Annotated in this window: 21 protein-coding genes; 5 read left to right on the forward strand and 16 right to left on the reverse strand. The window is 70.6% G+C overall.

Annotated features, from left to right (window positions below; genetic code table 11):
* The first annotated feature begins 30 nt into the window (after window positions 1–30).
* From AB0C78_RS16570 to AB0C78_RS16580, 3 genes are read left to right on the forward strand one after another with little or no spacing between them, the layout of a single operon-like run.
* Window positions 31–4,695 carry an AAA family ATPase gene (locus tag AB0C78_RS16570; protein ID WP_360747991.1) on the forward strand — a complete coding sequence of 1,555 codons (4,665 nt, stop codon included), beginning with the start codon at window positions 31–33 and terminating at the stop codon, window positions 4,693–4,695.
* Window positions 4,695–4,931, forward strand: coding sequence for a hypothetical protein (locus tag AB0C78_RS16575; protein WP_360747994.1), 237 nt, complete (start codon window positions 4,695–4,697; stop codon window positions 4,929–4,931). The genes AB0C78_RS16570 and AB0C78_RS16575 overlap by 1 nt, the downstream gene beginning before the upstream one ends.
* Window positions 4,931–6,325 carry a toprim domain-containing protein gene (locus AB0C78_RS16580; protein WP_360747997.1) on the forward strand — a complete coding sequence of 465 codons (1,395 nt, stop codon included), beginning with the start codon at window positions 4,931–4,933 and terminating at the stop codon, window positions 6,323–6,325. The genes AB0C78_RS16575 and AB0C78_RS16580 overlap by 1 nt, the downstream gene beginning before the upstream one ends.
* Window positions 6,326–6,518: 193 nt before the next feature.
* Here AB0C78_RS16580 and AB0C78_RS16585 read toward each other — a convergent pair whose 3' ends face one another.
* From AB0C78_RS16585 to AB0C78_RS16640, 12 genes are all read right to left on the reverse strand, one after another.
* On the reverse strand, window positions 6,519–7,157 hold the full coding sequence (locus AB0C78_RS16585) for a hypothetical protein (protein ID WP_360748000.1): 639 nt from the start codon (window positions 7,155–7,157) through the stop codon (window positions 6,519–6,521).
* 376 nt (window positions 7,158–7,533) lie between these two features.
* A complete protein-coding gene (locus AB0C78_RS16590; protein ID WP_360748003.1) occupies window positions 7,534–7,962 on the reverse strand; it encodes a hypothetical protein in 429 nt (142 codons plus the stop codon).
* Window positions 7,959–8,201, reverse strand: coding sequence for a hypothetical protein (locus AB0C78_RS16595; RefSeq protein ID WP_360748006.1), 243 nt, complete (start codon window positions 8,199–8,201; stop codon window positions 7,959–7,961). Before AB0C78_RS16595 ends, AB0C78_RS16590 begins: the two co-directional genes overlap by 4 nt.
* Before the next feature lie 564 nt (window positions 8,202–8,765).
* Window positions 8,766–9,053, reverse strand: a complete 288-nt coding sequence (locus AB0C78_RS16600; RefSeq protein WP_360748009.1) for a hypothetical protein — start codon at window positions 9,051–9,053, stop codon at window positions 8,766–8,768.
* A gap of 78 nt (window positions 9,054–9,131) precedes the next feature.
* Window positions 9,132–9,617 (reverse strand): DUF4913 domain-containing protein, encoded by a 486-nt coding sequence (locus tag AB0C78_RS16605; protein WP_360748012.1) that lies wholly within the window; start codon window positions 9,615–9,617, stop codon window positions 9,132–9,134.
* Window positions 9,607–11,394, reverse strand: a complete 1,788-nt coding sequence (locus AB0C78_RS16610; RefSeq protein ID WP_360748015.1) for a TraM recognition domain-containing protein — start codon at window positions 11,392–11,394, stop codon at window positions 9,607–9,609. Before AB0C78_RS16610 ends, AB0C78_RS16605 begins: the two co-directional genes overlap by 11 nt.
* Window positions 11,391–13,061, reverse strand: a complete 1,671-nt coding sequence (locus tag AB0C78_RS16615; protein ID WP_360748018.1) for an ATP/GTP-binding protein — start codon at window positions 13,059–13,061, stop codon at window positions 11,391–11,393. Before AB0C78_RS16615 ends, AB0C78_RS16610 begins: the two co-directional genes overlap by 4 nt.
* Window positions 13,058–14,551 carry an SCO6880 family protein gene (locus AB0C78_RS16620; RefSeq protein WP_360748021.1) on the reverse strand — a complete coding sequence of 498 codons (1,494 nt, stop codon included), beginning with the start codon at window positions 14,549–14,551 and terminating at the stop codon, window positions 13,058–13,060. Before AB0C78_RS16620 ends, AB0C78_RS16615 begins: the two co-directional genes overlap by 4 nt.
* The gene (locus AB0C78_RS16625) at window positions 14,538–15,986 is read right to left on the reverse strand and encodes a hypothetical protein (RefSeq protein WP_360748024.1); all 1,449 of its coding nucleotides are present in this window, start codon (window positions 15,984–15,986) and stop codon (window positions 14,538–14,540) included. Before AB0C78_RS16625 ends, AB0C78_RS16620 begins: the two co-directional genes overlap by 14 nt.
* Window positions 15,983–16,714 (reverse strand): hypothetical protein, encoded by a 732-nt coding sequence (locus AB0C78_RS16630; RefSeq protein WP_360748027.1) that lies wholly within the window; start codon window positions 16,712–16,714, stop codon window positions 15,983–15,985. The genes AB0C78_RS16625 and AB0C78_RS16630 overlap by 4 nt, the downstream gene beginning before the upstream one ends.
* Complete coding sequence (locus AB0C78_RS16635) at window positions 16,714–17,034, reverse strand: hypothetical protein (protein ID WP_360748029.1); 321 nt, start codon at window positions 17,032–17,034, stop codon at window positions 16,714–16,716. The genes AB0C78_RS16630 and AB0C78_RS16635 overlap by 1 nt, the downstream gene beginning before the upstream one ends.
* On the reverse strand, window positions 17,027–17,626 hold the full coding sequence (locus AB0C78_RS16640) for a DUF6668 family protein (RefSeq protein WP_360748164.1): 600 nt from the start codon (window positions 17,624–17,626) through the stop codon (window positions 17,027–17,029). Before AB0C78_RS16640 ends, AB0C78_RS16635 begins: the two co-directional genes overlap by 8 nt.
* Window positions 17,627–18,002: 376 nt before the next feature.
* Between AB0C78_RS16640 and AB0C78_RS16645 the strand changes: the two genes are divergently transcribed.
* Together AB0C78_RS16645 and AB0C78_RS16650 are read left to right on the forward strand one after the other, a co-directional pair.
* Window positions 18,003–19,079 carry a lytic transglycosylase domain-containing protein gene (locus AB0C78_RS16645; protein WP_360748032.1) on the forward strand — a complete coding sequence of 359 codons (1,077 nt, stop codon included), beginning with the start codon at window positions 18,003–18,005 and terminating at the stop codon, window positions 19,077–19,079.
* A 55-nt stretch (window positions 19,080–19,134) separates the two neighbouring features.
* Entirely contained in the window at window positions 19,135–19,716 is a 582-nt protein-coding gene (locus tag AB0C78_RS16650; RefSeq protein ID WP_360748035.1) for a hypothetical protein, read from the forward strand.
* Between the two features lie 734 nt (window positions 19,717–20,450).
* Here AB0C78_RS16650 and AB0C78_RS16655 read toward each other — a convergent pair.
* From AB0C78_RS16655 to AB0C78_RS16670, 4 genes are all read right to left on the reverse strand, one after another.
* Entirely contained in the window at window positions 20,451–22,682 is a 2,232-nt protein-coding gene (locus tag AB0C78_RS16655; RefSeq protein WP_360748038.1) for a hypothetical protein, read from the reverse strand.
* Window positions 22,683–22,716: 34 nt separating this feature from the next.
* Complete coding sequence (locus AB0C78_RS16660; RefSeq protein ID WP_360748041.1) at window positions 22,717–23,202, reverse strand: hypothetical protein; 486 nt, start codon at window positions 23,200–23,202, stop codon at window positions 22,717–22,719.
* An 86-nt stretch (window positions 23,203–23,288) separates the two neighbouring features.
* On the reverse strand, window positions 23,289–23,993 hold the full coding sequence (locus AB0C78_RS16665; protein WP_360748044.1) for a hypothetical protein: 705 nt from the start codon (window positions 23,991–23,993) through the stop codon (window positions 23,289–23,291).
* A 118-nt stretch (window positions 23,994–24,111) separates the two neighbouring features.
* Window positions 24,112–24,846 (reverse strand): hypothetical protein, encoded by a 735-nt coding sequence (locus tag AB0C78_RS16670; RefSeq protein WP_360748047.1) that lies wholly within the window; start codon window positions 24,844–24,846, stop codon window positions 24,112–24,114.
* Between the last annotated feature and the right edge of the window lie 446 nt (window positions 24,847–25,292).

Consider the following 25,292-nt stretch of genomic DNA (forward strand, 5'->3'; position numbering starts at 1 on the left):
CGTCACGCCCTCAAGGAAGGTGAAGACACGATGACCGTCGACCCCTCCAGCGACGCCTCCGAGCCGACCGGGTACTGGAGCAGCCGCATCCACATCGAGCAGACCGCCACCGGTGTCCGCGTCAGCGGAACCAGGTACAAAGGCGACCCGCCCGAGATCAAGGCAGCCCTCACGACGCGGGGCCGCAAGTTCCGCTGGGACAGGCCCGAGCAGGTGTGGGTGTACGACCGGAACCCCACCCGTTTCCAGGAAGCCGCCGACGCCATCCGCCAGGTCCTGGCCGACCTTGATGAGCGCGCGGCGGCCCAGGGCCTCACGGTCGCGCCAAGCAAACCGCGCTTCCCACCAACCGCGCAGCAGGCCGCCATCATCGACGCCGTCCGCGCCGGACAGGACGTGGCGGTACTCGCGCTGGCCGGAACCGGGAAGACGACCACGATGCGGCTCGTCGCCGAGGAGTTCCCCGACAAGCGGATCACCTACATCGCCTTCAACCGGTCCATCGCCGACGAGGCGGGCGACGTCATGCCCCGCAACGTCACCGCGATGACATCACACGCCATGGCCAGGCGAGCGCTCAGCGGCGGGCCGCTGGCCAGGAAGATCGGCAAGATCGGCCAGGGTGCACGCTGGCCTGAGGACATCGCGCCCATCCTGGGCATCACCCGCCCGGTCAAGATCGGCCATGACTCCTACGAACCCGAGGACCTGGCGCGGCTGGCCATGGCCACGGTGGAGAGCTACCGGATCAGCGCCGCCGACGAGATCGACCACGACAGCCTGCCGCAAGCAGTCCAGCAGAACCGTGACCTGGCCCAGGTCGTCCTTCAGCACGCGCGAGCCGCGTGGGAGGACATCTGCTCACCCAACGGCCGGCTCATCTTCGAGCACGACGACTACCGCAAGATCTGGATCGAGGGCATCGGGCAAAACGCGCGCCCGGTCCTGCCCACCGACCTGATCATTTTCGACGAGGCCCAGGACATCAACCCCGTCCTGGCCAAGTTCGTGCAGAGCCAGCCCACCCAGACCATCGTGGTCGGAGACTCCTACCAGTCCATCTACGGGTTCACCGGCGCGGTCGACGCGCTGCCCACCTGGCCCGCCGATACAGTGCTGCCGCTCACCCAGTCCTGGCGGTTCGGACCCGCCGTCGCCGCCGTCGGCAATGATTTCCTGCAACTGCTCAACGCCGACCTGGAACTGCAGGGCAACCCGGCGCTCGACACCCGCCTCGGGCCGGTGGACGACCCCGACGCCGTGCTGACCCGCACCAACGCCAGCGCGGTCGCCGCAGTGATCGAGGGAATGAACCAGGGCAAACGCGTTGCCCTGGTCGGCGGCGGCCGCGAGATCGAAGAGATCGCCGAGGCCGCCAAAGACCTGCAGAACGGCAAGACCACCAGACACCCCGAACTCTCACGCTTCGCCGACTGGAACGCGGTCGTCTACGCCGCCGAGAACGACCCGGATGCCGAATCCCTGCAGACGCTAGTGCGGCTCATCGAGCGTTACACCCCCGACGGGCTGATCCGGATGGTCTCCGACCTGGTCCCCGAGACCAGCACCGACCCCGATCGCGCACCCGAACTCGTGGTGTCCACCGCGCACAAGGCCAAGGGGCGCGAGTGGGACAAGGTTCGGATCGGCCCCGACTTCACTCCGCCCACCCTCGATGACGAGGGCGAGATGGTTTTGCCTCCCGCCGAGCAGATCCGGCTGGCCTACGTCGCCGTCACCCGCGGCCAGCAGCAGGTGGAGCTCGGCTCGCTCGCATGGATCCAGGACCCGGTCGCAGCCGCAGCCGAACACGCCGGCGCCCGTCCTGCCGTGGCCCAGGCCGCGGAAACCTCGCAGACCGGCGACATCCTGCTCGCCGAGCGGCCCGCCGCGCCGCCGCCCGAGCAGTCACCTGCCGAGCAGTCACCTGCCGAGCAGCCGCAAGTCGAGCAGCCGCAAGTCGAGCAGCCGCAAGTCGAGCAGCCGCAAGTCGAGCAGGATCGTCCCGAGCCGGTCCCCGCACCAGCAGCCGCTGCTTCATCAACGCCCACCGCGGCGCCCGCGTCCCACGAGCCGGTCCCCGCCCCCGCGGAGCCGGATCTTCCCCCCGAACCCGATCTGCCACCCGATCCGCTGCTCGACGTCCCGGCCGCGGAAGACGTTCCGCCGCGACCGGCGGAAACCGAGCCGCCCCTCGCCGCTTCCAACGGCCGCGCCGCAACCCCGGCCACCGGGGCCGCCGAGGCCAGCGAGTCGGCGTACAGCGCCCCGTCCGGCGACGCCGGCGTCGAGTCCAGCCCCGAACCCGAAGAGCCCGAGCCCGAAGGCAACCACGACCGGGTCCCTTCCGCGCTCACCCCGCAAGTGCCTGCGCACGAGGAACTGGCCCCCTCTGCCGTGGAGCAGGGAACCCCCGATCTCCAGCCGGCTTCACCGGATTTCATGGTGTTGCCCGACACCAGCGAACTCACCTCCGCCGAGATCACCGAAGGACTGCACCGCATCGGGGCCCGCAACGTCGGCCTGGCCGCCGCCGGTGCGTTCTCGATGATCGAAACCGCGACGGGGCGGCCGTCACCAGAGGACATCGGCCGGGCGGCCCTGGTGTTCCAGGAACTGCAACAAGCGGTAGACCGCACCTACCCCAGGCTGCTGTCGAGCAGCTCTCGCGCCTGGATGCTCGATGCGCACCGCGAACTGCTGTGGCGTGCCTCCGACCCGGACGTCGGCTACCCCTACTTCGACCGGGAGACCCTGGCAGACATCGGCTCCAGCGCTACCGCTGAGCGCTCCCCGGAGACCGAGCCTTCGCCACCTGCACACGACACCGGCGTCGAGACGGTCGAAGACGCGCCGTCCACCGACGAGTTGCAGCGCGGCTATGAGGACGTGCTCGCGGTCTTCGCCGAACACGCCGACCGCGACCTGTCCAGCGACGATCCGGTTCCGAGTGGCCCGTACTCCTCACCACACGCCGAACGTCTCACGCGGGCCTTCGAGCAGCTCAAGCGGGCGCTGGCGGACGAGAACCCGAACAACCCGCTCATCGCCGCGATCAACGCCGCGGCGGCGCAGGAGAACGGCTCCGGACCCGCACGGAATGCGCCCCTGAGCATGCCGCCCGGCCTGGAGCCCTTGCGGGCGCCACTGAGCGATGCCCAAGCCCACTCCAGTTGGTACTACGGCACCCCGCAATGGCAGCAGGTGAGGGCGGTCACCACCGCCCTGCGCGATCTCACTGACGCGATCACCGCGGCGCCTGGCAGCTACCTGGAGGGAGTCGCGCGGGACGTCCGGACCCGCGGTTTCCTGCGGATGGTGACCGCGCGGGTCTCCCGGGTGATCTCCCAGGCATGCCGCGGCATCGCCGCGGTGATAGAGAAAGCGGGATACAGGGACACCCCGGCGTGGCTGGCCGCGCAAACCCTCCACACCCGCTCCGCCGACTTCGCCGACCAGCTCATGGGGCATCTGCCGCCCGGATGGACCCTGGAAACCCTCGATGGGCTGCGCCAGGACTGGGCGTCCCTGCGCGGACGGATCCGCCCGACCGGTCCCGCCCAGGACGCCACGCAGGCCGCCCCGGTCAGCCGCACCGCCATTGCCGAGCTGCGCACAGCGCTCGCCGCCGGCGGCCGCGCCGCCGGCGAACGGGTGACCGAAGGCCGCGCGTGGCAACGGCTCTCCGGCATCTGGAACAGCGCCCTTCCCGTTATGGCCCAGATCCACCGAGAAGTGCTGCGCTTCGAAGAGGACGCCGCCGACCTCGGACTCCTGAAGACCGCATGGTCACGCACCTGCGAACTGGCCTCGGCCACCGCCCGGCACGGCATGAACCGCCTGGAGACGGCCTCTCCCGATGACGTAGGCGCGGGATGGCACGCCATGCGTCTTCTCCACCACGTCGCCGAGCAGAACCTTGCGCACCTGCGCGGCGACCTGCCCCCCGGGCAGCGGGCCCCGCTGGGAACCTACGACCCTCAGACCACCAGCATCGTGACCGCCCCCGCGCCCGTCCCCGCCGCGGCCCACGGGACGGCAACCGACCAGGACGTTCCGGCGACCGCTCCGCCACCACGACCGGCGGCCGAACGCTCGCGGCCCCCGACCCCGCCGGAACCGCGCGAGACCGGCGAGCAGCTCCCAGCCGCACCGGAGCGAACTGTCCCCGTGCAGCCAGAACCCGAGGCCGCACCTCCGCTCCCGGAGCTCCCGGCCGTCGCTGCAGCGGCAGAGCCTCCCGGGCCGGAGAACGACGCCCGCCCCGTCGACCGCAACTGGGCGCGGACCGAGTTCCTGGTCGGTCGACCGCCGCGCAACGAGCACGTCGCGCAGATGTACCCGCAGTGGGAGCGGGAACTGGTGCGCCCCACCGACCCCAAGGTGCTTGGGCCGATCATCGCCAAACTGGAGGCATACGACGCCTACACCGGGCCGCTGACCTGGACCCAATGGGTCGGCCAACAGCAAGGCAACGGCGCCGAAGGACCGACGACGCCCGAGCGAGAGCCCCAGGCCAATCCGTCCACCAGCCGGCCGAGCAGCGCAGCGGCCATCGCCGCGGCTGCCTTCCCGAAACGCGTCGCCCAGCAGCTCAACAGCAAGGGACCCCAAGCGCCCGCGGCCTCACTGCGGAGTGCTCCCGCCCCCCGCAGAGCGCCGGGCGACCGGGCACCCCAAGGGCGGGGAGAGTGATGGACACGCCACCGGACAACAACCCGCCCGGCCCTGACCGTGACGAGCTCCTCCGCATCGTCGCCGACCAGCAGGCCACCATCAACGACCTGGTCTCCGCACTGGCGGCCATGCAGAACGCCGTCGGCGGCCTGACCCAGCGGATCGAGACACTCGAACGCCGACACGACCCCTCACCCGGCTCCCCCTCGCCGAGCCCCTCCACCCAGGTGAGGAACGACCCGGGGGAGACCTGATGACGGACGTCCCCGTCGAACCGGGATGGCGGCGCGTCGGCGACACCGATGGACCGCCGGGCGATCTGCGCCGCCAAGCCGACACCGCCCGGCACCGCGCCGCCGCCCTGCGCGCCGGCGCCGAGACCTTCCAAGCCACCCTCACCGACCCCGAGCAGCAGGCCGACCCGAACCTGGTCAAACAACTCCTGGAGATGCACGCCGAGGCCGAGGACTTCTTCCAAGCCCAGTTGCCGCGCGGGGGAGCCCAGCGGTACCTGGCCGAACGCGGCATCGACCCCGCGACCCAACAGCGCTGGAGCATCGGCTATGCCCCCGGCGGCTGGCGCACCCTCACTGACCATCTGCGCAGCCGCGGCTACCCCGACGAGGCGATCGTGGCGGGCGGACTGGCCAAAGCCCGCCGCGACGGCACCGACATCTTCGACCTGTTCCGCGACCGCGCGATCTTCCCGATCCGCGACGAGAACGGCCGCACCCGCGGTTTCATCGGCCGGGCCGCGCCCCGATCCAAAGAGGCCCAGACCGACAAGTACCTCAACACCCCCGACGGGCCGATCTTCCACAAGGACCAACTGCTGTTCGGGCTCGCCGAAGCGCGCGCCGCGCTCGCCGCCGGGGCCCGGCCCGTCATCGTCGAAGGCCCGCTGGACGCCATCGCGGTAAGCAGGGCCGCCCCATTGCGCTACGCGGGAATGGCGCTGTGCGGAACCCGGCTCTCCACCCATCACGTCGCCGCGCTCGCCCGGACAGCACCTCCAGGCGCGGGGGTGCTCACGGCTTTGGACAGCGACAACGCCGGACGCGCGGGAATGATCGCCGCCTACCCGCTCCTAGCCGCGCTGACTCGCACGAGCGGTCAAGGAACCATCGACGCCGCCAGCCTGCCCGCCGGCGTCGACCCCGCCGAGATCCTCCGGACCCAGAGCCCCGCCGCCCTCGCCGACGTCCTCGATCAGACCCGCCCCCTCGCCGACCTGGTAATCAACGATGTCCTCGAACGATGGGACAACGGATTCACCGAAGGCAAACTCGCCGGCCTGCGGGCGAGCGCAGAGGCACTGATCGACATGCCCCGCCACGAGGTCCTCCGGCAAACCTCACGGCTGGCCGAACGGCTGGAAATGCCCTACCAACTCGTCGCCGAAACCATCGTCGACACCATCACCAACGCCGACAACGCCCCAAAACGGGTCGCCCGCCTTGCTCGTGATCTGGACGGCGGGCCAGGCCCAAACCCCACCAGCCCGCAGACCCATCCCGCCGTCACCGCCATACGCACGGCCTTCCCAAAGCCGATCACAGCCACCACCACCCAGCAGCGCGGCAGCAGCCACACAGCACCCGCGCCACCCACCCGCAGGGCGCCTCGCGGCCCCGCGCCCGAACGCTGAACCCGCACCAGGAGCGCTACAGGTGTTACCTGGGTGGCTTTCCGCTGTCACCCATTACGGCTTGTAGGTCCTGTGGCCCGTGCCGTACTACAACGCGAGTCCGTAGACGTGGCCGATGCTGTCGTCTTTGCCAGCGGCCGACGGGGCAATTCCCCAACGAGCTGCCCAAGCAGTGCGCAGCTGAACGGTGCAGCTAGCGTTCAACACCCCGGTCTGCTGGGCGCGCCACGCCCGGTGGTGGGGCTCCGAGTTCCTGCTGACTTGAGTTCCGGCGGCTGGTGGGGCGGCCCGGGAAAGCATGGGCTGCAGTAAGCGCCGCCTTGGCTGCTTCGATCATCTGAGGATCGGGCTTGGAAAGAGGGACAACAGTTGACATCGATATTTCCACACCCTCATAAGAGTGCGGAGTTGGTTCGATGTTAAAAAGTTCGTTGTATTGACGTGCCAACTCGGCGCCGCGCTCTGGGTCTTCCCAGGCCCACTCAGAAAAACGAACGTTAAGCTCGTTCGCCTTCTGTTGCGCGGCAGCGGTGGCCGGGCCGTCGAGGCCGAACCGATCGTCCCCTACTCTGATGGGGCGTTGCTGGAGAAGAAGCTGCGCGATGTCTTCGGCGCACATCTGCGGGGTCCCCCAGGTGGCGGTAGCCATGTTCCCGCCACGGCGGCCTCCATGGACCGACCATCCCGTATCGACGGAATGCGTAACAGCGATTGAATCGTCCTGGAGCGTCTCCCGCAGGAACTGCTCGACGTGCGATCGCCCTATCCAGATCACGCCCAAGCGGGCATCGATGCTTTCCGAATAAGGTTCCCGAGATTCGGAGTCTGCCATTTAGGCCGCTCCTCTGCTAGAGGTGATCGGAACAATTCCAGCTTAGAGCCTGAGAGGGGCGCCCACCACCGCAAGCAAACTTTGGCCCGTCGCGCTGCAGAGCAGAGCTGTTCGGTGCGTTCCTGGTGGAGTTGTGCTGGGCTCGCCGACCTGCTCCCGAGCGTCCGCTGCACGGAGCCTCGGGCCCGTGTCGGCGGCCGCGCGCCGCTCTGCGGGCTCTGGCCCGTCCCTGGCGGGGCATCAACCCCAGGCCAATGCATTGGCGCTGGCCCTTGAGTGATTCGGGTCCCTGCCGAGACTCGAAACCGACCGGCGAGGCTGCAATCCCAGGTCAGGGCCACTATCACTTAGAGCGGATATTGCTACCGGGACCTCCTTACGGAAGGGGCTCGATCTCCAGACCAGGGATGATCGAACGGAGCCGAACACCCCGATCAGTGAGGACCGGCCAGCCGCGGCGGGTGGCGACTTCTGCCACGTGCGCCGCGCAGACGTCGGCGCCTGCTTCGGCGCCCTCCAAAACCTCGCCCACCGGACCCGACTGATCCAGCCCAAGCGGCTCGATCACGCTGTGGCCGAGTTGGACCAGCACTGCGAGCCCAAGCCGCCCCTTATCTGGAAGACGTGACCAGGCTTCGGTGACAGCGGTGGTGGGGATCGCCCACACCAGACCCGTAACGGTGGAATGCCGAGCGAACGCCTGAGCGTACAGGGTGCGCCCCGATGCAAGATCGACCAGCGCGGAGGTGTCGAGTACGCGGCCGTGGACGCCGGAGGGAAGCCTTCGAGGAGAATCAGCGGTCATGAAGCGCGGCGCACCGAACGGCCATACTTCGCGGCGAGCTCCGTGTCCACCTCGGAGAGCAGCCGCTCATCGCCGGGCTCTGCGCTCTGACCGGTCGCGCGTCGAGCCCAGGCGTCGGCGCGGGCCTGCTCCGCAGACTGCGGCGGCGCGCCCCACAGATCTTCAAGCGCAGCCAAGCCCTCCTCACGGGACATCCGCCCCGGCATCACCTGGCTCAGGACCTCACTCACGTCGGCCATGACGCGAGTCTACGCTGCCCCTCCATCTCCCGCAGGAGCGTCCGATCTCTCTTCCGAAAGGAAGGTCGTCACCAAGCAGGTCTCTCGCGCCTCGGCGCGCTTAAGATCTGGTCGGCGTCGGCGAGGTCGTCGGGGAGCGAATCCAGTGGGGCGCCGTAGACAGGCCTTTTAGCCTGAATCCCGTAGCGCCAGCGCGGCCGATGCTACGATGACCTCATCGTTCTTACCCCGGCCGTGATCGGGGGAGGTAGCGCCACGACGACTGCCTCTGAGGATTCGCAACTGATCGAGTTTCTCGCCGGATACGCGTCCGCAGACTCGTCCTTCATCGCCCCTAATGAGGGTTCGCAACACGAAATGAGACGCGAGTGCCCGCTCTCCCGCCTCGCAGGGCGGGAGAACGGGCACTTCGCGGTCGTCTTGCACCCAGCCTCCTCGCGGGCCGGTGAACGCGCGTACTGCGCCTCGGGCAAGGACTCTCCTGCCTGGGGCCGGGGGTGGTGCGGGACCCCGGACGCATCTACCGACACCCCGATTCGCGGCGAGCCGCATGCCGGCCTTGCTTTAGCCGGGGCGCATGTACCAGCCGCGCCCGTCGCCGAACTGGCTGATCACGACGTGTTGTTCGGCGATCTGGCGGATGCGGCCGGGCAGCGGCCCTCGCACCAGCAGCCGGTAGCGGCGGCCCTCGGCTCCGGGCCGATCGGGTACGCGGCCGTGCTCGCGGTACCGGGGATGCTCCCAGAAGTCCACGATTTCCAGCACGCTCCACTGCAGTCCGTCATGACCGCTGATCAGGGACGGGGCCTTGTGCCACCCCTCCATCGCCACGATGACGTGCCGCCCGCGCATAACCCTCATGGTCGCACATGTGTTCGAGTGAACATCGGGGGTAGACGGTGCGTGATGGCGAGGACGTGGCCGAAGGCTCTACGAATCGGCTTCGGGGGAGGCCTCCGGGCCGGGCTCGGCATAGCCGGCCGCCTCCCAAAGCCCCGCAGGCGCCGGATGGTGCGGCAGCGGCGGCAGCGCGGTGCCGTTGTGCCCGTCCTTCTTGCAGGCGGCGAAGGGGCCCCCGTCCTTGGACATCAGCACCGCCAGATGCGGGTCGGCGTGATGGAGCCACCAGGTGGACATGCCCAGCGCGCCCTCCCACCGAAGGTGCTCGAACGCGGTCCACATCGCCACGATCCTGCTGATGCCCTCGGGATGGTTCCACCACTCCGGGCACCAGGTGTAGCTACCGCCCAGCCGCCGCTGGATGTGCGGGGAGAGGAACTCGGTGAAGAACTCCTCGGGGGTGCTGAACGCCGGAGTGCGCTCTTCTTCCTCCTGGGCCGGCTGGCCGTCGTCGAGGCCGTCGGCGTCGTCCTCCAGGTCGGGCGGGGTCCAGCTGCTGTCCAGGTCAGCGCTCATCGTCCGGGTTCATCGCGTCAGGGACCTCCTGCAGTTCGTGGTGAGCCAACTGGGTCGGCGGGGCGTAGGCCTTGAGCGAGGCCTTGACCGCATCGGCGTGATCACCAGTCTGCCAGGGGAGGGTGCGGATCAGCACCGGAGGAGATCCGGAGGGCAGGACGAGCGCCCGGCCGCGGGGCATCGCGAACAGGTCGGCGACCTCCAGGATCTTCTCCTGGCGGGTGGATGCGCTGGTGCTGCGGGAGTGCTGGCCCCGGCCGCTCTGCACGGTGGTGGAGTAGGTCGTGGGCTCGTACTCGCCGATCAGCTGGACCAGGTCGGACAGGAACTTGGGGTCGGAGACGCCGCCGCCGTAGACGCGGACGTTGGCCGCACTCCAGAGCTTGGGCATGCCGTGTTCGCCCCACACTTCGACGCCTTGGGCCCACGACTGCAGGATGGTCATCAGCACGATCCCGCGCGAGCCGTAGTGGGAGTACAGGTCCGGCAGGTCCTTCCAGCGGCACACGTTGGCGGCCTCGTCCAGGACGCCGATCATGGGCACCGGCAGCCGCCCGGACGGGGACTGGGTGGCGTATTCCTCGGCGGCCTCGATGGTGGCGACGGTGAGGCCGGTGACCAGGGGACCGGCGGTCCCCCGTCCCTCGCGCGACAGGCTGTACAGGGTGCCGCCCTGGCGGACGAATGCGCGCGGATCGAACTGCGGCCGGTCCAGGTTTCGGGGGTCGGGGGTGACCCAGCGCGTCACCGCCGGGTTCACCAGACAGCCGACGGACTTGCGCGCCGTACCGTAGATTCCGCCCCTTTGCTTATCCGGATAGTTGATCACGCCCTGCACGTGTTCGGCGGGCAGGCTGTGGCCGGCGTTCTCCAGGATGTCGACGGGGGCGGCCTCGGTGACATCGCTCAGCCACCGGTAGACCGTGGTGATCGGTTCGTTGGCCTCGGCCGCCGCGAGCAACATCCAGCTCAGCAGCGCCTCGCCTTCCGGGTCGAAATAGGAGTCGGTCTTGGCGCCGGGGTCTCGGGAGTAGGCGGCGAACACCGAGGCCATCCGGGTCGCCCGGTCCACGTCGGTGACGTAGGACAGCGGATCCCACCACCAGCCGGGGGCCTCGCCGGCGACGTTCTGTGGGTCGAAGACCCACACGTCCCCGGCCGCTTCTCGCGGCAGCCGGGTGGCGTCGACCACGTCTCTCTTGTTGCTGGTGACCAGGACGGCGCCGGGAGCCTCCAGGATCGCCGGGATCGCCCGGGAGGTGGTCTTGCCCGTGCGCGGGCCCCAGATGTCGACCTGCATGTCCTCCCAGGACCCGAAGAACTCGCGGCCGGTGCCGATGACACGGCCGACGCGGACGCCGGGCGAGGGGGTCTGGGCTCCGAGGCGTTGCGCGGTCGCGGCCGCGCCGTCGCGGGAGAACGGCTCCAGGTCGCGGCGTCCGGCCAGATGTTTGGCGGCCACGTCGACGCGGGTCCGGCGGCTGTCGCGCCGCCACCACCAGCTGCCCGCCCCGGCCGCGACGACCGCCAGGACCGTCAGCTCGATGGCCAGGGCCACGGTGGCGGCCGTCCCCGGCCAGGGTGTCTGCCCGCTGATGACGCGGATGAGGTAGGCGACCGGGTTGTCCGCCGGCGCCCGCGAGGTACTGGTGACGGTGTGGGCGAGGACCGCGGCGCCCCATACCGAGAAGGCGATCAGGACCAGCGCGGCCAGCCCCGCCAGCACCAGGTACGGGGTGATGTCCGGAGGGCCGCTGCGGCGGCGGGGTGCGCTCATGTCTGGATCCGCGTGGTGGAGTTGGACCACCGCTTGTTGGTGTCGTTCACGGCGGACTCTGCGGGCGTGAGATCCACGTGGAAGGGGATGCCGGGGCGGCCGCCCACCTTCACCAGGAACTTGCCGCGGCCGGGGGGTTCGCCGTCGCGGTTGAGGGTGGGATCCCAGCTCGGGGGAGTGGACCAGTCCACGATCATGTGTTGCTCGGCCGAGGACATCCGCACGACCTCGTTCAGCGTCGCCATCTCCGCCATCGGCAGCCCGCCGCAGATCACCATCCCGGACCGCTCGGCGAAGCCCTTGGCCTTCATCCGGTCGGCCTCGTCGGGCAGTGCGAGCAGGTCGGCCATGGTGTGGGTGATCATCGCTTGGCCCAGCCCGCGCTGGCGGTTGAGACGGGTGAGGGCGTCGACCCGGTCCACCAGGCCGCGCCCGGCGCGAAGTACGCGCCACAGTTCGTCCAGAACCACGAAGAAGTGCCGCTGCGGCCCCAGGCCTTCGTCGGCCAGGGCGTGCGCCGCCTCCACCGCGCCGAACCCGTCCGACCAGCAGGCCAGCAGCACCGCGGCCTGGAGTTCGGCATCGGCGTCGTCAATTCCGCTGATGTCGATGCACACCCCGCCGGGGGCGTCCAACCTGATCGGGGTGGTGGTGTGCCGGGCGAACGTTTCGCCCATCGGCCCGTCCAGCAGGCCGAGCAGCGAGGCGTGCAGCGGGTCGACGGCGGTGCGGTAGCGGTCCTCGGAACCGCGTGCCAGGGTGACCGCGCGGACCGGGTCGGGGCCCTCGTCGACGACCTTGATCAGATCGGGCAGGATCGGCACGCCGTCGTGGCGGTCGTCCAGGACTCGCAGTGCGGCGTTGAGGATCGTGCGTTCGGTGTCGGCGATCGGCGCGCCGCGTAGCACGGTCATCAACGCCGCGACCATGTTCAGCCTGCGGCCGTGCGCGTCGGCGGCGAGTTTCTCGCGGGCCCGGCCCGACAGCTTGGCCGCTGCGGCGGCGGTCTCGCCCGGGTCCAGCACGTTGAGCGAGCCCAGCCCCCGGCCGAGTTTGATGATCTGGCCGTCCATGGCGCGGACCAGGTCAACGTAGTCCGGTTTCAGGTCGCCCAGGACCATGGGAAATACCCCGTACCCGGCCAGCCCGACCACCATCCGGCGGATCAGCGTGCTCTTGCCCAGGCCGGGCTTGCCCAGCACCAGCACGCTCGGGTTGTGGATCAAGCCGGCGCGCTGGAACCAGCTGATGGGGTCGCAGCACAGCGCCGCGCCGCCCCCCAACTCCCGGCCGACCGGAACCCCCACCATGGGGGTGCCCGACCCGGCCCCGAACGGCCACAGTCCGCAGACCTGAACGGTCGTCCCGCGCCATTCCTGGGGAGCCTCCACGTAGGACGCGCGGCCTGCGCCCCTGCCGGGGAACCCGCGAGGCCCAGGGCGAAGCCTGCTCTTGCGGGCCGCCGCGCGTTCCTTGTTCTGCCGCCGCTGCTCGGCCCGCCGCTCCCGGCGTTCGGCGGCGGCGCGGGCCTTGGCGGCCTTGCGGGCGCGGGCGCTGCTCGGCGCCGCCTGCCGTTTGAGCGTCGGCGCCCCCGAGGCCTCGGCGGTTGACTCGGCGGGGGAGGCGGACGGCTGTCCGGCCTGCGGGGTCTCGGGCGGAGCGTTCACATCGCCTCCCGCACCAGAGCGGGGACCTGCAGATGGTCGGGGAGCACGATGCCCAGCGGCAGCGCAGCGGCGAACGCCGAAGCTTGTGCTCCGTAGACGCGCCGCAGCTGCACCCGGGCGGGTGGAGCCAGGGTGTCGATCGCCGCGGCCGCCGCTGGCAGTTCTTCCTTGGAGCGGACCGTCGCTGTCACCAGCATGGCGAACCGGATCAGCCCGGCGCCCTTGGCTTCCTCGCGGGCGGACTGGTCGGCCGCCGCCACGGCGACCGTGTCACGAGCGGCGGCGTTGTTGTTGGTGATGCGGAACCGCGCGTCCTTGCGATCCCGCTCGACGAGCGTGGCCGCCGTGCCCGGGTCATACGGGCGGTACAGGAAGGTCACCCGTTTGCGGGAGATGTCCTGGTGAGGGGCCACCAGGCCCGTCATGACGTTGGACAGCACCTCGCCGCGCGGCGCCTCCGACATCGCCCAGGTGATCGAGACCCCGGAGTCGTGCACCAGGTGGTCCCACGCCTCCTGCGTCGCGGCGGGCCCGGCGTCGTTCCAGTCCAGCTGTTCGCCCGCGGCGTGGGAGTCCTCCAGCAGCGCTTGCGCGGCGGGATCGTAGGCGACCCGGACCGCCTCGGACAGTTGGGCGGCCGACAGGGCGCGGGCGGTCCCCGCGCCGGTCATGGCCAGGTTGCGGGCCAGGCCGGGCAACCGCGCCCCGATCTCGCGGGCCATCTCCTCCTGCGACCGCTTCTTGGCCCCGGGCCGGGGCGCGGCCGCGTAGGTGAGCGCCACCCTGGTGCTGACCTGCGCCGACCCGGCCGGATACTTATGGACGATCTGCTCCAGGACCTTCTTGGCCAGGGCCGGGGCGCCGGGGTCGAGGTTGCCGCGGACCTCGCGGTTGAGCCGGTGCCCCAGGTCGGGCGCGGTCTCCACGGTGACCGACGCCGCCACCAGACCCGGCTCGAACGACAGCGCCGACAGCCACTGTGCCCAGTAGGCGACCCAGGTGTCGATCTGGTCCTGGTCGACCAGGGAGGCGCCGTCGGCTCCGCACTCGAACACCACGGTGTAGTGACCGACCTGCGGCAGCACGATCAACGCGAACGGCCGACCGTAGGAGTCGTGCGCGTCGACGACCCGCGAGGCCGCCAGCAGCCCCGGCAGCCGGTGGGTCCCCCTCGGGACCACGCCCAGCGGACCCGAGCGATACAGGTGCTGTCCCGCCGACCGCCCCCGCCACCACGCGATCCGCGCCGTGGCCGCCTGCAAGGCGGTGCGGCCGTGACGATCCTGGATGAGCAGCGGCGTCAGCACGACCGCCAGGACCAGGGCGACCACCCCGGCGGCGATCAGGCCGGCGAACATCATCGACAGCACCACGGCCACCAGACCGCCCAGCAGGATCATCGTGCCGAGCAGCCCCAGCTTTCCCAGCCCCGGGGACCTCGGCTTGCGCCAGTTCCCGTAGGTACGGTCGGCACGGTTAGGTGCTGCCACGTGGGCCTCCCTCGTCGCCGGTCGCCTCTTGCGCCGCGTCTTGGGCGGCGCCCTTGGCCTTGTCGTAGGTGTCCTTGACCACGGTGGCCGCGGCCGCGGCACCGCCGGTGGCTCCTGCGGCGGCACCACCGGCCGCGCCGCTCACGCCACCGGTTCCCGCGCCGGCCGAGCCCGTGCCACCTCCGATACCACCGCCGGTGGCGGAACCGACGCCGCCGGCGCCGCCCGGACCGCCGGTGCTGGTTCCCGAGCCGCCGGAACTTCCGCCCTGCCAGGGCTCGCAGCGGCATTGGCTCCAGCGTTGCCCGCAGCGCGGGCAGGCGGACTCATCGCCTCCCGTGCCTCCTGGGCTGCTCCGATCGGCGGGGCCGCCGCCGGGTACGCCTTGCCCGGCGGTCCCGGCGGTTCCTGCACCGCCGGGACCGTCGTCGGGCGAGTCTTGGGTAGAAGATGCGGGGGTGCCCCCGCCGCGGCCTCCGCTGCCCAGGCTGGGGACCATGCGGGCGCCGAGTGCGGCGGCGCCCACGGCACCGGCCATCGCTCCGGCGCCGCCGCCGCCGACGGCCGACACCATGGGGACGGTGAAGCGCATCAGAGCGGGGAGCGCGACCACCGCGAAAATGATCAAGATGATGCCCTGCAGTTGCGACATCGAGTCGCCCATCATGGCGCGGAACGCGACGGCGTAGATGGTGGCGGCGACTGGCTTGTACAGCACGAACGCGATCAGCCAGCCGACCATCTTCTTGAACCATTGGCGGCCTTCGGGGGTGATCGCGGCCCCGGCCGCCAGCGGCAGCGCGCCCGCGAGCAGCACGAGCATCGCGCTTCGCACGACCATCATGGCCAGCTGGACCACCGCGGACAGGATGGCCAGCAGCGAGACGATCAGGATGACGCCGGACATCGTCGGCAGCAGCCCGGCGCTGTACAGAGCGCCGATCTTGCCGAGGTTGCCTTTGACGTCGCCGTTGGTGGCGGCGTCGAGGATCCACTTGGAGTAGCTGTCCCCGGCCTTGACCGCCAGGTTCACCGCCGCCACGCCGCAGCCCACCGCGATCACCATGGTCAGCAGCCCCGAGACCGCCTCGCGGAACGGCTCGCCGCGGCGTTGCCAGGCCATCCGGCCGGCGGCCAGCAGCAGCCCCAGTACCGCGACCCACGTCACCAGCCACCCGGTGTAGGCGTGCATGAAGTAGACCGGGTCGTCGGGGTTGTCGCTGATGCCGGGGGAGGGGACCTGGACCCACCAGGTCATCAGCGTCTTCAGCACCTCGATCGAGGCCTTGGCGAACGACTGGGCGACCTCGTCCACCACGTTGCCGCCGACCTTGCCGAGCCACTCCCCGAACTTGTCGTCCCAGCAGGTGGGGTTGAACTTGGAGCAGCCCGTCCCCGTGGGGGCGGTGAGCTGGGCGGTCTCTGCGACGATCACACGCCGCCCCAGGGGACGTAGCCGTCCAGGGTCTGGATGAGGCGGGGCGGGGAGTTGACCGAGCCGTCCGGTTGGAGCTCCAGCTTCCAGTCGCCGTCCACCCATTTCACGGTGGTGATGCTGGAGGCGAGGCTGCCGGAGGTCGGCGCGCGCACCACGGTGTCGATCACCGCGACGTCGGTGGTGTAGGTGACGAACTTGTACCCGGTCACCTGGGCGAGGCTGCCCGGCCCGGTGGGCTGGCTGGCGGTGGCCTTGGCGTGCTCGCGCAGGAAGGCGCTTCGGCCCGGCCCGGCGATGACGGACTGGGCCGCTACCTGCTGCCAGCCGTCGGCGAATTCCACCCGGGCGCTGATCTGGGTTGCCGCGATCAGCGCGCCGGCGGGGGTGCGGGCGAAGCAGCGCACGACGTCGCCGTCGGTGACCAGCGGCCCGGCCGCCGCAGAGACGGGCAGCGCCAGGCCCTTGAAGACCTGCCAGCTCACCCCTGGTGGCGAGGACGTGGGGATCTGCTGGTTGGTGTCGGTCGGGCGGCACGCCCCGTCCCCGCTCGGGGGCGCGGCCGCGGTCGCCGGTGGTGTGGCCTCCGGCGTGCCGGAATCGTCGCCCAGGCTCGACCGGACCATGAAGGCGGCCAGCACGACGATCACCGCGAGGAACCCGGCGGACAGGATGAACATCGGACGCCGGAACGGGCTGGGGGCGTTGTCGGACCCGTCGTCGGACATCACTTCACCAGCACCCCGACGATGGCCGAAGCTGACCCGGCCAGGATGCATGAGGCGAAGACCCAGGCCAGGCCGGAGGCGTGCTCACCGCCCTCGCCACGCCGGTGGGAGACCGCCATGCGCCCCGCCACGATCAAGATCCCCGTCACGCAGAGGCCGAACACCACCCACGCCACCCACTTGAGCATCAGCTCTAGCTTGTCCGCGCCAGGGGGCTTCTCGCCCTGGCCGGGGTTGGGGATGGCCGCCACCAGCGCGGAGAGGTGAGCGGCAACGTGATCCGCCGCACCGCTGGCCGCGATCACGAATGCCTCAAGCATGGGTTCCTCCGGTCACGGTTTTCTCTAGATCGGCGGCCATCGAGGAGAAGGCGGCCGGGAACTGGATTTGCTCGGGGGGATCACCCAGCCGCAGCTCTTCGACCCAGGGCAGATCCCAGACCTGCGGCACCCCGCCCGCGATCAGTTGCAGCAGATCCCGCAGCGGCTTGGGGCGTCGGCCGGGCGCATCGGCGATCACCGCCAACCCCAGCAACCGCACGGTCGGCAGCGCCCCCGACGCCCACTGCCAGGCCGCGGCCTGCGCTTGACGCAGGCCGTTGGCGTGCGAACGCGTCACCAGCACGACGTTGGCGACGGCCGGTGCGTCCGGAACCGGCCAGTACCGTCCCGCGTCCACCCCGCCGGTGATCACTGAGTTCAGCGTTGTAGCGCCGGCGCCGCCGTGGCAGCCCAGGAACCACCAAGGCGGTCCGCTGCGGCCGTGCAGGAACGTGCCAAGCGGCCAGGCGGGCAGACCGCCTCGTTGGGCGGTGGGCGAGCCCGGTGATGCGCTGACCTGCGGCTGTCGGTATTGCTGGCGGGTTTGTGGACGTGGGGAAGCTGCCCCCGATGGCTTCGGCGGGCCCGGCATACCGGCAACTGGATTCGCGGTCAGAGCAGCCCCCAGCAAGATCCACAAGCAAAGTCAAGGTGACATGGTAGAGCATTAAGACTGCCGCACCAGTCCCGACAACCACATCTGTCACACACCGATCAGCACCGAGTAAATTGACGAACCGCCGACATGATCAACGGGGCCGAGCCATGGACGCGATGCGTTTCCACCCGCTTCACCTGCACCATTCCGCCGCCGCCGCGCGTTCCATCGCCGGACCGGGCCTGCCTGGGCGACGCTGGCCGTCCCCTCGGCGGACCTGGGGCAACGGGCGAGTCGGCGGCACGCAACGGCGTGCCTGTGCGACCGGGTGCCTGGGCCGTCCGGAGGCGGGCTGCTGTGGGCAGGGAGCATGAGCGGCGGGCGGCCGCTGTGGTTGCGGGAGCGGTGGGAGCATCTGTCCGCACGCCCGGACGGGGGCGCGGCGCAGGCCGGGGTCATGGTCGTTGCCGGGCTCTTGGGGATCGTGCTCTTGGTCGTCCTGCTGGTCGTCCTGTTCGCTGGCGGGCGGTCCATGGCGTGTGTCCAGGTCGGAGGCCGGCAACCCGGCGCCTCCGATGCCGCCAACGGCATCCCGGCCAACTATCTGGCGCTTTACAAGAAGGCCGGGGAAGACTACGGAATCCCCTGGAACGTCCTGGCAGGCATCGGAAAGGTGGAGAGCGGGCACGGCACCTCCAAACTGCCAGGCGTGCAATCCGGAGAGAATTTCGCCGGAGCGGGCGGTCCCATGCAGTTCCTGCAAGGGACATGGAACCAGTTCGGCGTTGACGGAAACGGCGACGGAAAGAAAGACCGCTACGACCCGGCCGACGCGATCCCCGCAGCGGCCAACTACCTGCGCCACAACCACGGTAACGAGGGCGGCAACAAACTCCGCAAAGCGATCTGGTTCTACAACCACTCGTGGGACTACGTCGACCTTGTGCTGAGCTGGGCCAAGAAATACGCCGACGGAGACTTCTCCGTCTCCGACGCCAACAACGCCGGAACCTCGGCATGCCTGCCCGGCGCGGGCGGCGCCCATGGACGCCCGGACGGCGCGGGCGCCAAATCACCGGTCACCGGAACCAACATGACCGACACCATGCGCAAGGTCATGCTCGACATCGACGGAAAGTTCGGTCCATTTCCCACCATCGGCTGCACTCGCGGCGGCGCCGGAGCCCAAGATCACGGCCTCGGCCAGGCCTGCGATTTCATGGAGACCACAACCGGCCGGATGCCCAGCCCCAGCGCCCTGGCCCACGGCGACTCTGTGGCCGCCTACGCCATCGCCAACGGCAAGCGCCTCGGCATCAAATACATCATCTGGAAGCAACACATCTGGAACATCACACTGGGGGACAAGCGCTGGCGGAAAATGGAAGACCGCGGCAGCATCACCCAAAACCATTTCGATCACGTACATATTTCGGTCGTGAACTAGCAGCCCAGCCGACCGCGCTATTGTGTTCACCTGCGATGAAAGGGTGTGAGGCCTCATGACCAGATGCCGCCGCATTCTGCCGCTGCTCATAGCGCTCGCGCCAGCGATCGCCGCGTGCGGGCCGAACACGGCGCAGCAACCTGCCGCAATCGCACCATCGGCGTCGAGCACCCCGACGGAAAAGGCGGCCCCCACCGGCACGCCATACGGCGGGCCCCTCGAATTGCGCAAGATCGACCAGCGCGACGCCACCGCCGTCTCCCGGGCGGCTGTACGGGTGATGTGGACCGTTGACGCCGCAACCGATCGCAGCCAGCGCGATGCCTACCTGCGGGCCCGCCCCCTCTGCACCAGCGAGTACGCCGCCGCCCTCGCCGCCGACGCGGCCGCAGGGGCCATCCCGACAGCCTGGACGGACCACCGCGCCTACGCCAAGGTCGATCTGGCTCCTCGCACCCCGGAGGGCGACGTCGATGAGGACACCCCCACCACCGCCTACCGCGGCTGGGCCATCACCGTCACCCCCACCGGACGCGACGGCTGGACAGGGACTCCCGTCCATGCGATCGCCTTCGTCGCGCTGAAACGCCCCAACGCCTCAACGCCCTGGCGTATCTCCCACGTGGGCACCAACTGATGATCAAGGCCAGCACAGCGCCCCGGCGGGCGATGAGCCGCCTCACCACAGGTATCCGCGCACCGCAGCCACACAAGCAGCCTGCCGGGTCGCATCATGCGGGAAGCGGCGGCGGCACTCGGCCCTGACCCATCCCGGGGGACGCTGCGGCCGCCGCGGGGCCCCAGTCTCCGGACGGGAATGCTCGGGAGCGCGATGCCCCTGCTTCTTCCCGCCCCGAGGATGGCGTCGAGTACGAGTGGGAGCAGGAGCCGGCTCCGACTGGCTGCTCTGGATCCGGCCAGGACCGCCCCCGCGCTTGGCGTCACCAGACCGAGGGCGCGGCGGCTGCCGCGATGGTGAGCCCTCCATCGAAGGAGGAGTCACGAGCCGCCCTTGATCCCCCTGGACACCCGGAGCGGGACTACTCACCGTGCTTGGATGCCGGGTGGTCCGACTCACCGGGCCGCTACTGGAGAACGTAACGACTGCGCCGACGGTGACGAGCGCGCCGGCCGCCAACGCACCAGCGGCGCCCAGCATGACGCCACGTCGGGTGCGCCTTCGCCGATCTCTGGGGATGAGCCAAGGCTCATCCCCGAGAACGCCGGCGATCGTCTGGGCTTCTTCCTCTCCCATCCCCAATTGACTACCAACAGTGATCAGCCCCGACAACGCGGCCCGCCGCACGGCGGGGTCTCCCGCCCGAGACTCCCCGTTGAGGACCGACCGGGCTCTGGGGCCCGGCCAGCGACCTATTCGGAGAGTTGTTCGGCGATGAGGTCGGCCTGGGGAGCGCCGATCTGGCGGTAGAGGTCGAGCGCCTGCCGCAGGTGACGGTCTCGGGCTGCGGGATCGCGGCGTAGTTTCGCGAGGCGAGCCAGAGCAGTGTGGATGTTGGCCTGCTCGTGAGGGGCGTCGACCTGCTGGGCGAGGTCCATGGCCTGGAGCAGGTCGGCGCGAGCGTCGTCGAAGCGCCCGAGTTCGAGGAGGCTGAGGGCCCGGTGGCTAAGGGCCCGCGCGTGCAGGTAGTGCTCGCCGTCGTGCGTACCGAAGTAGTCCGCGGCCTGCGTGTAGTGCTCGACGGCGCGTTCGTGGTCCCCGGCGCGGGCGGCGACTTCGCCGAGGTGGCGGGTCATGAGCGCCGCGCCGCGTGGCCGGCCGAGCTGGTCGTGGATGTCGCGCGCCCGGCCGAAGGAGTCGCCGGCGAGGTCGAGCTGGCCGAGGGCCAGCTGCGCGATGCCGAGCATGTCGTAGGCGGAAGCCTCACCGATCCGGTGCCCGGCGCGGCGCTCCAATTCCAGGGCTTGCTGAGCGGACGCGGCGGCCTCGGTGAAGTCGTGGACGTTGCTGTAGTAGCTGGCCAGTCCTTCGAGCATCCGGGCCTGCGCGCGCAGGTCACCGATGGCTTCGGCGGCGGCCAGCCCGATCTGGTGCGCCTTCAGGAACAGCGTGTAGCGCTTGTGGTGGGTGAACAGCCCCCACATCGCCTCGGCCAGTTCCCACGCGCTGGTGTGGTCGCCCTGGTCGTGCGCCTGCTGGAGGGCGGCCATCAGGTTGCTGCGCTCGGTATCCAGCCAGTCCAGCGCCGAGGCGGGATCGGAGAAGCCGATCACCGGAGGCTCGTTGAAGAGCGTCCCCAGGTACCAGCGGCCGGGATTGATCGTCTGCTGGGCGGCGACGGCGACCTGCAGCATCCGGGTGGTGATGCGGTCGACGGCGTTGCGCCGGATGATGTCGGAGTCGACGTCTTCGCTGGTGCTGCGCGCGTGCAGGCGGGCCAGGTCGTGGAAGCGGAACCGGCCCGGCGGGTCCTCGGCCAGGAGGCGGGCGCGGGTGAGGGTCTCCAGCAGCCGTTCGGCCTCCCGGTGCTGCACTGCGGCGGCGGCAGCGGCCAGGTCGACGCTGATGTCGGGGCCGGGGTGCAGGCCCAGGAGCCGGTACATCCGCTGCGCGCCGCCGCTGGGCAGGGCGTTGTAGGAGGTGGTGAGTGCCGCGGTGACCGACGGGTCGGCGCCGGTGCCGCCGTTGGTGGGGTCGTTCATGTCGTCGTCCTCCAGCAGGGCGTGTAGTTGGGTCAGGCGGGTGCGTTCGTCGGCGAGGCGGTCGACGAGCTGGGCCACGGTCGTGTGGGGGCGGGTGGCCAGGTGCGCCGCGCAGGCGGTCAGCGCCAGCGGCAGCCGGCCGCACTGGGCGACCAGAGCGCGCGCGGCGGGCGCGTCGGAGGTGCGGCCGTGTCCGCCCACGGCGGTGAGCAGGTCCAAGGCGCCGGTCTCGTCCAGCGGCGCGAGCTCCAGGTACTGGGCGCCCTCGATCCGCAGACCGGGGAGAGTCCGTCGGGAGGTCACCACGACCAGGCAGTGGCCCGCGCCGGGCAGCAGCGGCCGGACCTGCGCGGCGGAGGCGGCGTTGTCGAGCAGGATGATCAGCCGCCGCCCTGCGGCGGCCGACCTAAACAGTGCGCTCTGCTCCTCGATGTGCGGGGGGACGACCGCGATCCCCAAGGCACGCAGGAAACCTTCCAGGACCTGGGCGGGGTCACGAGGGGCATAGCCGGAGAAGGCGCGCAGGTCGGCGAACAACTGCCCGTCGCGGTACCGGGCACGGAGCTGGTGCAGCCACCGCAGCGCCAGCGCCGTCTTCCCGACCCCGCCCTGGCCCGTGATCACGATCAGGGCCCGCGCGTCAGCGTCCTGATCGTCATCAGGGACGCCGTCGCCGTTGTCGGTGCGGCCATCGTGGGCGCGGGTGGCAGGCGGCGCGGTGAAGCCGGTGAGTGCATGCAGTTCGGCGACGCGGTCGGCCCAGCAGGCGGGGGCGGCGCGCAACTGGGCCGGAACCGGCGCACAGGTGGGCTCGGCTGTGGTGGTCAGGTGCAGCCCGCCGTAGACCGTTCCGGCCTGCAGCGCGGTGTGGGCGTCGCCGGTGAAGTCGTTGCGGTGCCCGTACCCGCTCGGGCCCGGTGGCGGGGATGGGGGAATGGTCACAAGCGGTCCCAGTGGTCGAGGGAGCGAGGAGTCGTCAGGTGTGCTCGCTGGATCGCCATCCGGTGTCGACTAGAGCGCGCAGGCTGTCGGTGTCGCAGACGTGGTCCTGCAGCCGCCGCCCGTCGATCCGGGCGAGCACCCGAACGTCCGTGGGCTGGGTGGGGAGAGAGGAAAGGATCTGCAGGACACCCACGATCAGAAGGGCGACCGTCCGCGGAACGGTGACGGAGACCGGGGGCAGCCCCAGCGGCCCAGACCCCGCCGGAGGTGAGAACTGCTCTAGCCGATTCCCTTCGGCGGTCAGCAGTTCCCGCAGCTGCGCGGGGATCGACGAGGCGTGGGCGAACTCGGGCAAGCCCTTCCCGATCGCGGGGATGAGTAGCGGGTGCAGCTCGATTGCGATGTCGTCGGTCTGCTCCCACCGTTGGATGGCCGCCGCCAGCAGGTCGTCTGCGACGGAAGGAGTGACTGGTGCGGTCGGCTCCGGGCGGGGGCCGGGCCGAGGGGACGGCCAGGTCATTGCGGCTCCAGTGAGGTCGGATGGGCGGCGTCCGGGCAGGGCGCGGTTGGGGTCGGCGCGTCGGCCGCCGGGGCGGGGTTCGTCAGTCATCGCCCCGCTCGCCGCCCGGGGCCGATGGGCGGGCGCAGCGCGGCCAGGATGGGATGGGCGCGAGGGCGGGCGTGGTCCCAGCCGTCCCGATTCCAGCCGGGCGGGACCAGCCCGTCGGGTTCCGGGCTGTCCGGCCTGGTGGCGATCCGGGCGACCTGGGCGGCGGTGAGTTCCCCGAGATCGTGCGGGGGTGTCGCGGAGCCGTACTCGTCGTAGGCGATGTCGCTGACGGTTTGGCGGAACATCGTGGTCAGGGCGTACGAGGCGGTCCATCGCAGGATTCCGGCCTGTACGAGATCAGCCGCACCCGGTCCCGGCCGATCGCCCGGTGCGGCGCTCGCCACGCTCGCGGTGCCCGGTTCGGCGCGCTGCTCGACCAGGTCGGCCAGGTCGTAGACCAGGCCCGCCCAGTGCAGCAGCAGGCTGGAGCTGTGGTAGCCGGTGCCGGCGAGCAGGTGCTCGGTGCTGCCGGTGAACGAGCCGGGGTGGCGCAGCCACACCGCGACCAAGGTGTCGCCGCCGGTTTCGGTGTAGAGGATCTCATCGCCCGGCGTGGTGCCCGGTCCGGGCACCGCGCAGGCGTAGGCCCAGACCCGCGCCGGGTCGGTCATCGCCTTGGCCAGCAGCAGCCGGGCTTGGTCGTCCCCGAGCGGGACGCGCTTGTCTGTGCTGGTCGGGGCGTCTGGCCCGATGAGTCGCAATGCTGGTTCCCTTCCTGGACGGAAGCGCGTGGCCAGTGGCGGTCGGGGATATGGCGGTGCGGCCCGTGAGGGCGTGCCTGGTGTCGGGGGCGCGCCGGGCGGGCGGTACCGGTGCGGGTCAGTTGCGCATGACGACGGTGTCGCGGACCTGGGTCGAGGTGGTGGCGGCCGGGCCGCTGGGTGCGCCGATCGCGGATGCGGAGTCGGGCGGGGGCGCGGTGCGGGTGCGGGGGTTCATGAGCCTGACCGCTTTGGCCATGTTCCCGGCGGCCTGGGCCGACAGGTCACGGCCGTCGGCGACCACCTGGATGCCGTAGAGCGGATCGAGGGCCCAGGACGATCCGTACGGCGTGGGGACGAAGTACAAGCGCAGCCCGCCGCGGGCACCGTCGACGCCGATGGCCCAGCCGCTGTCGGGGGAGAATCCGAGGCTGATCCTCACCTCGTCGGGCAGCCGTTGAGCCAGGGTGGTGTGGAAGAGCCGCAGGGCCGGCGGTGCCTGATCGGGCGCCTGCTGGTCGGGCATGGCCGTCGGCGCGGAGCGGGGGAATGCGCCGTCCTTGTCGAGGTCGTAGTAGACCTTGAGGAACTCATAGAAGGTCTTGGGCGGCTTGCACAGGGTGCCGTCGGCGGTGGTGAGGCGGGCCTTGGGATCGCGGATGATGCCGCGTCCGTTGGGCGAGTAGTCCAGCTGCAGCCGGGCTCCCGTCGACCCCGGGTGAGGGTGCATGCTGAGCCGCCACTTGGTCGTGCCGAGGGGTTCCAGGTCGGCCGGATGACCGGTCGCGGCGGTCAGGCGTGCGGCGGTCAGGCGGACGAACAGCGGGGCGGCGGCGCTCTGATCGGCGGTCACCGCGAGCACCCCCGCCGCCGCAGCCACCTGGCCAGCGGGCGCCGCACCTGGCGCAGTACGCCGGTCCTGCGCCGTACCCGCGCCGAGCCCCGGACTTCCACGGGGAGGGCGCGGCCCGAGCGGAGGAGGCGAGGGCCGTCGTCGGGCACCAGCAGCAGGTCGAGGGCCGGGCTCAGCGAAGGGCCTGGCAGGGGTTGGGCTCTGGGGGCAGGCAGACGCGCTGCTGGTGAATGGCCGGATGCGGCGAGGGTGTTCACCCTGTGTTTGGTGCGTTTCATCAGAGAGTATCCGGTACGGTCTGGCGGTGCGGCCGGTCAGCCCGGGGGTACCGAGCTAGGGGGATGGCCGGCCGCACAGCGTCATCAGTGGGCTGTTGTTGCTGGTAGCGGGTTGCCGTCGGAGGTGCGCCGGGACAGGTTCACCGGGACCGGCTGCGCGTTGGCCTG

Source organism: Actinomadura sp. NPDC048394 (genome assembly GCF_040651755.1).
Classification (GTDB): domain Bacteria; phylum Actinomycetota; class Actinomycetes; order Streptosporangiales; family Streptosporangiaceae; genus Spirillospora; species Spirillospora montaniterrae.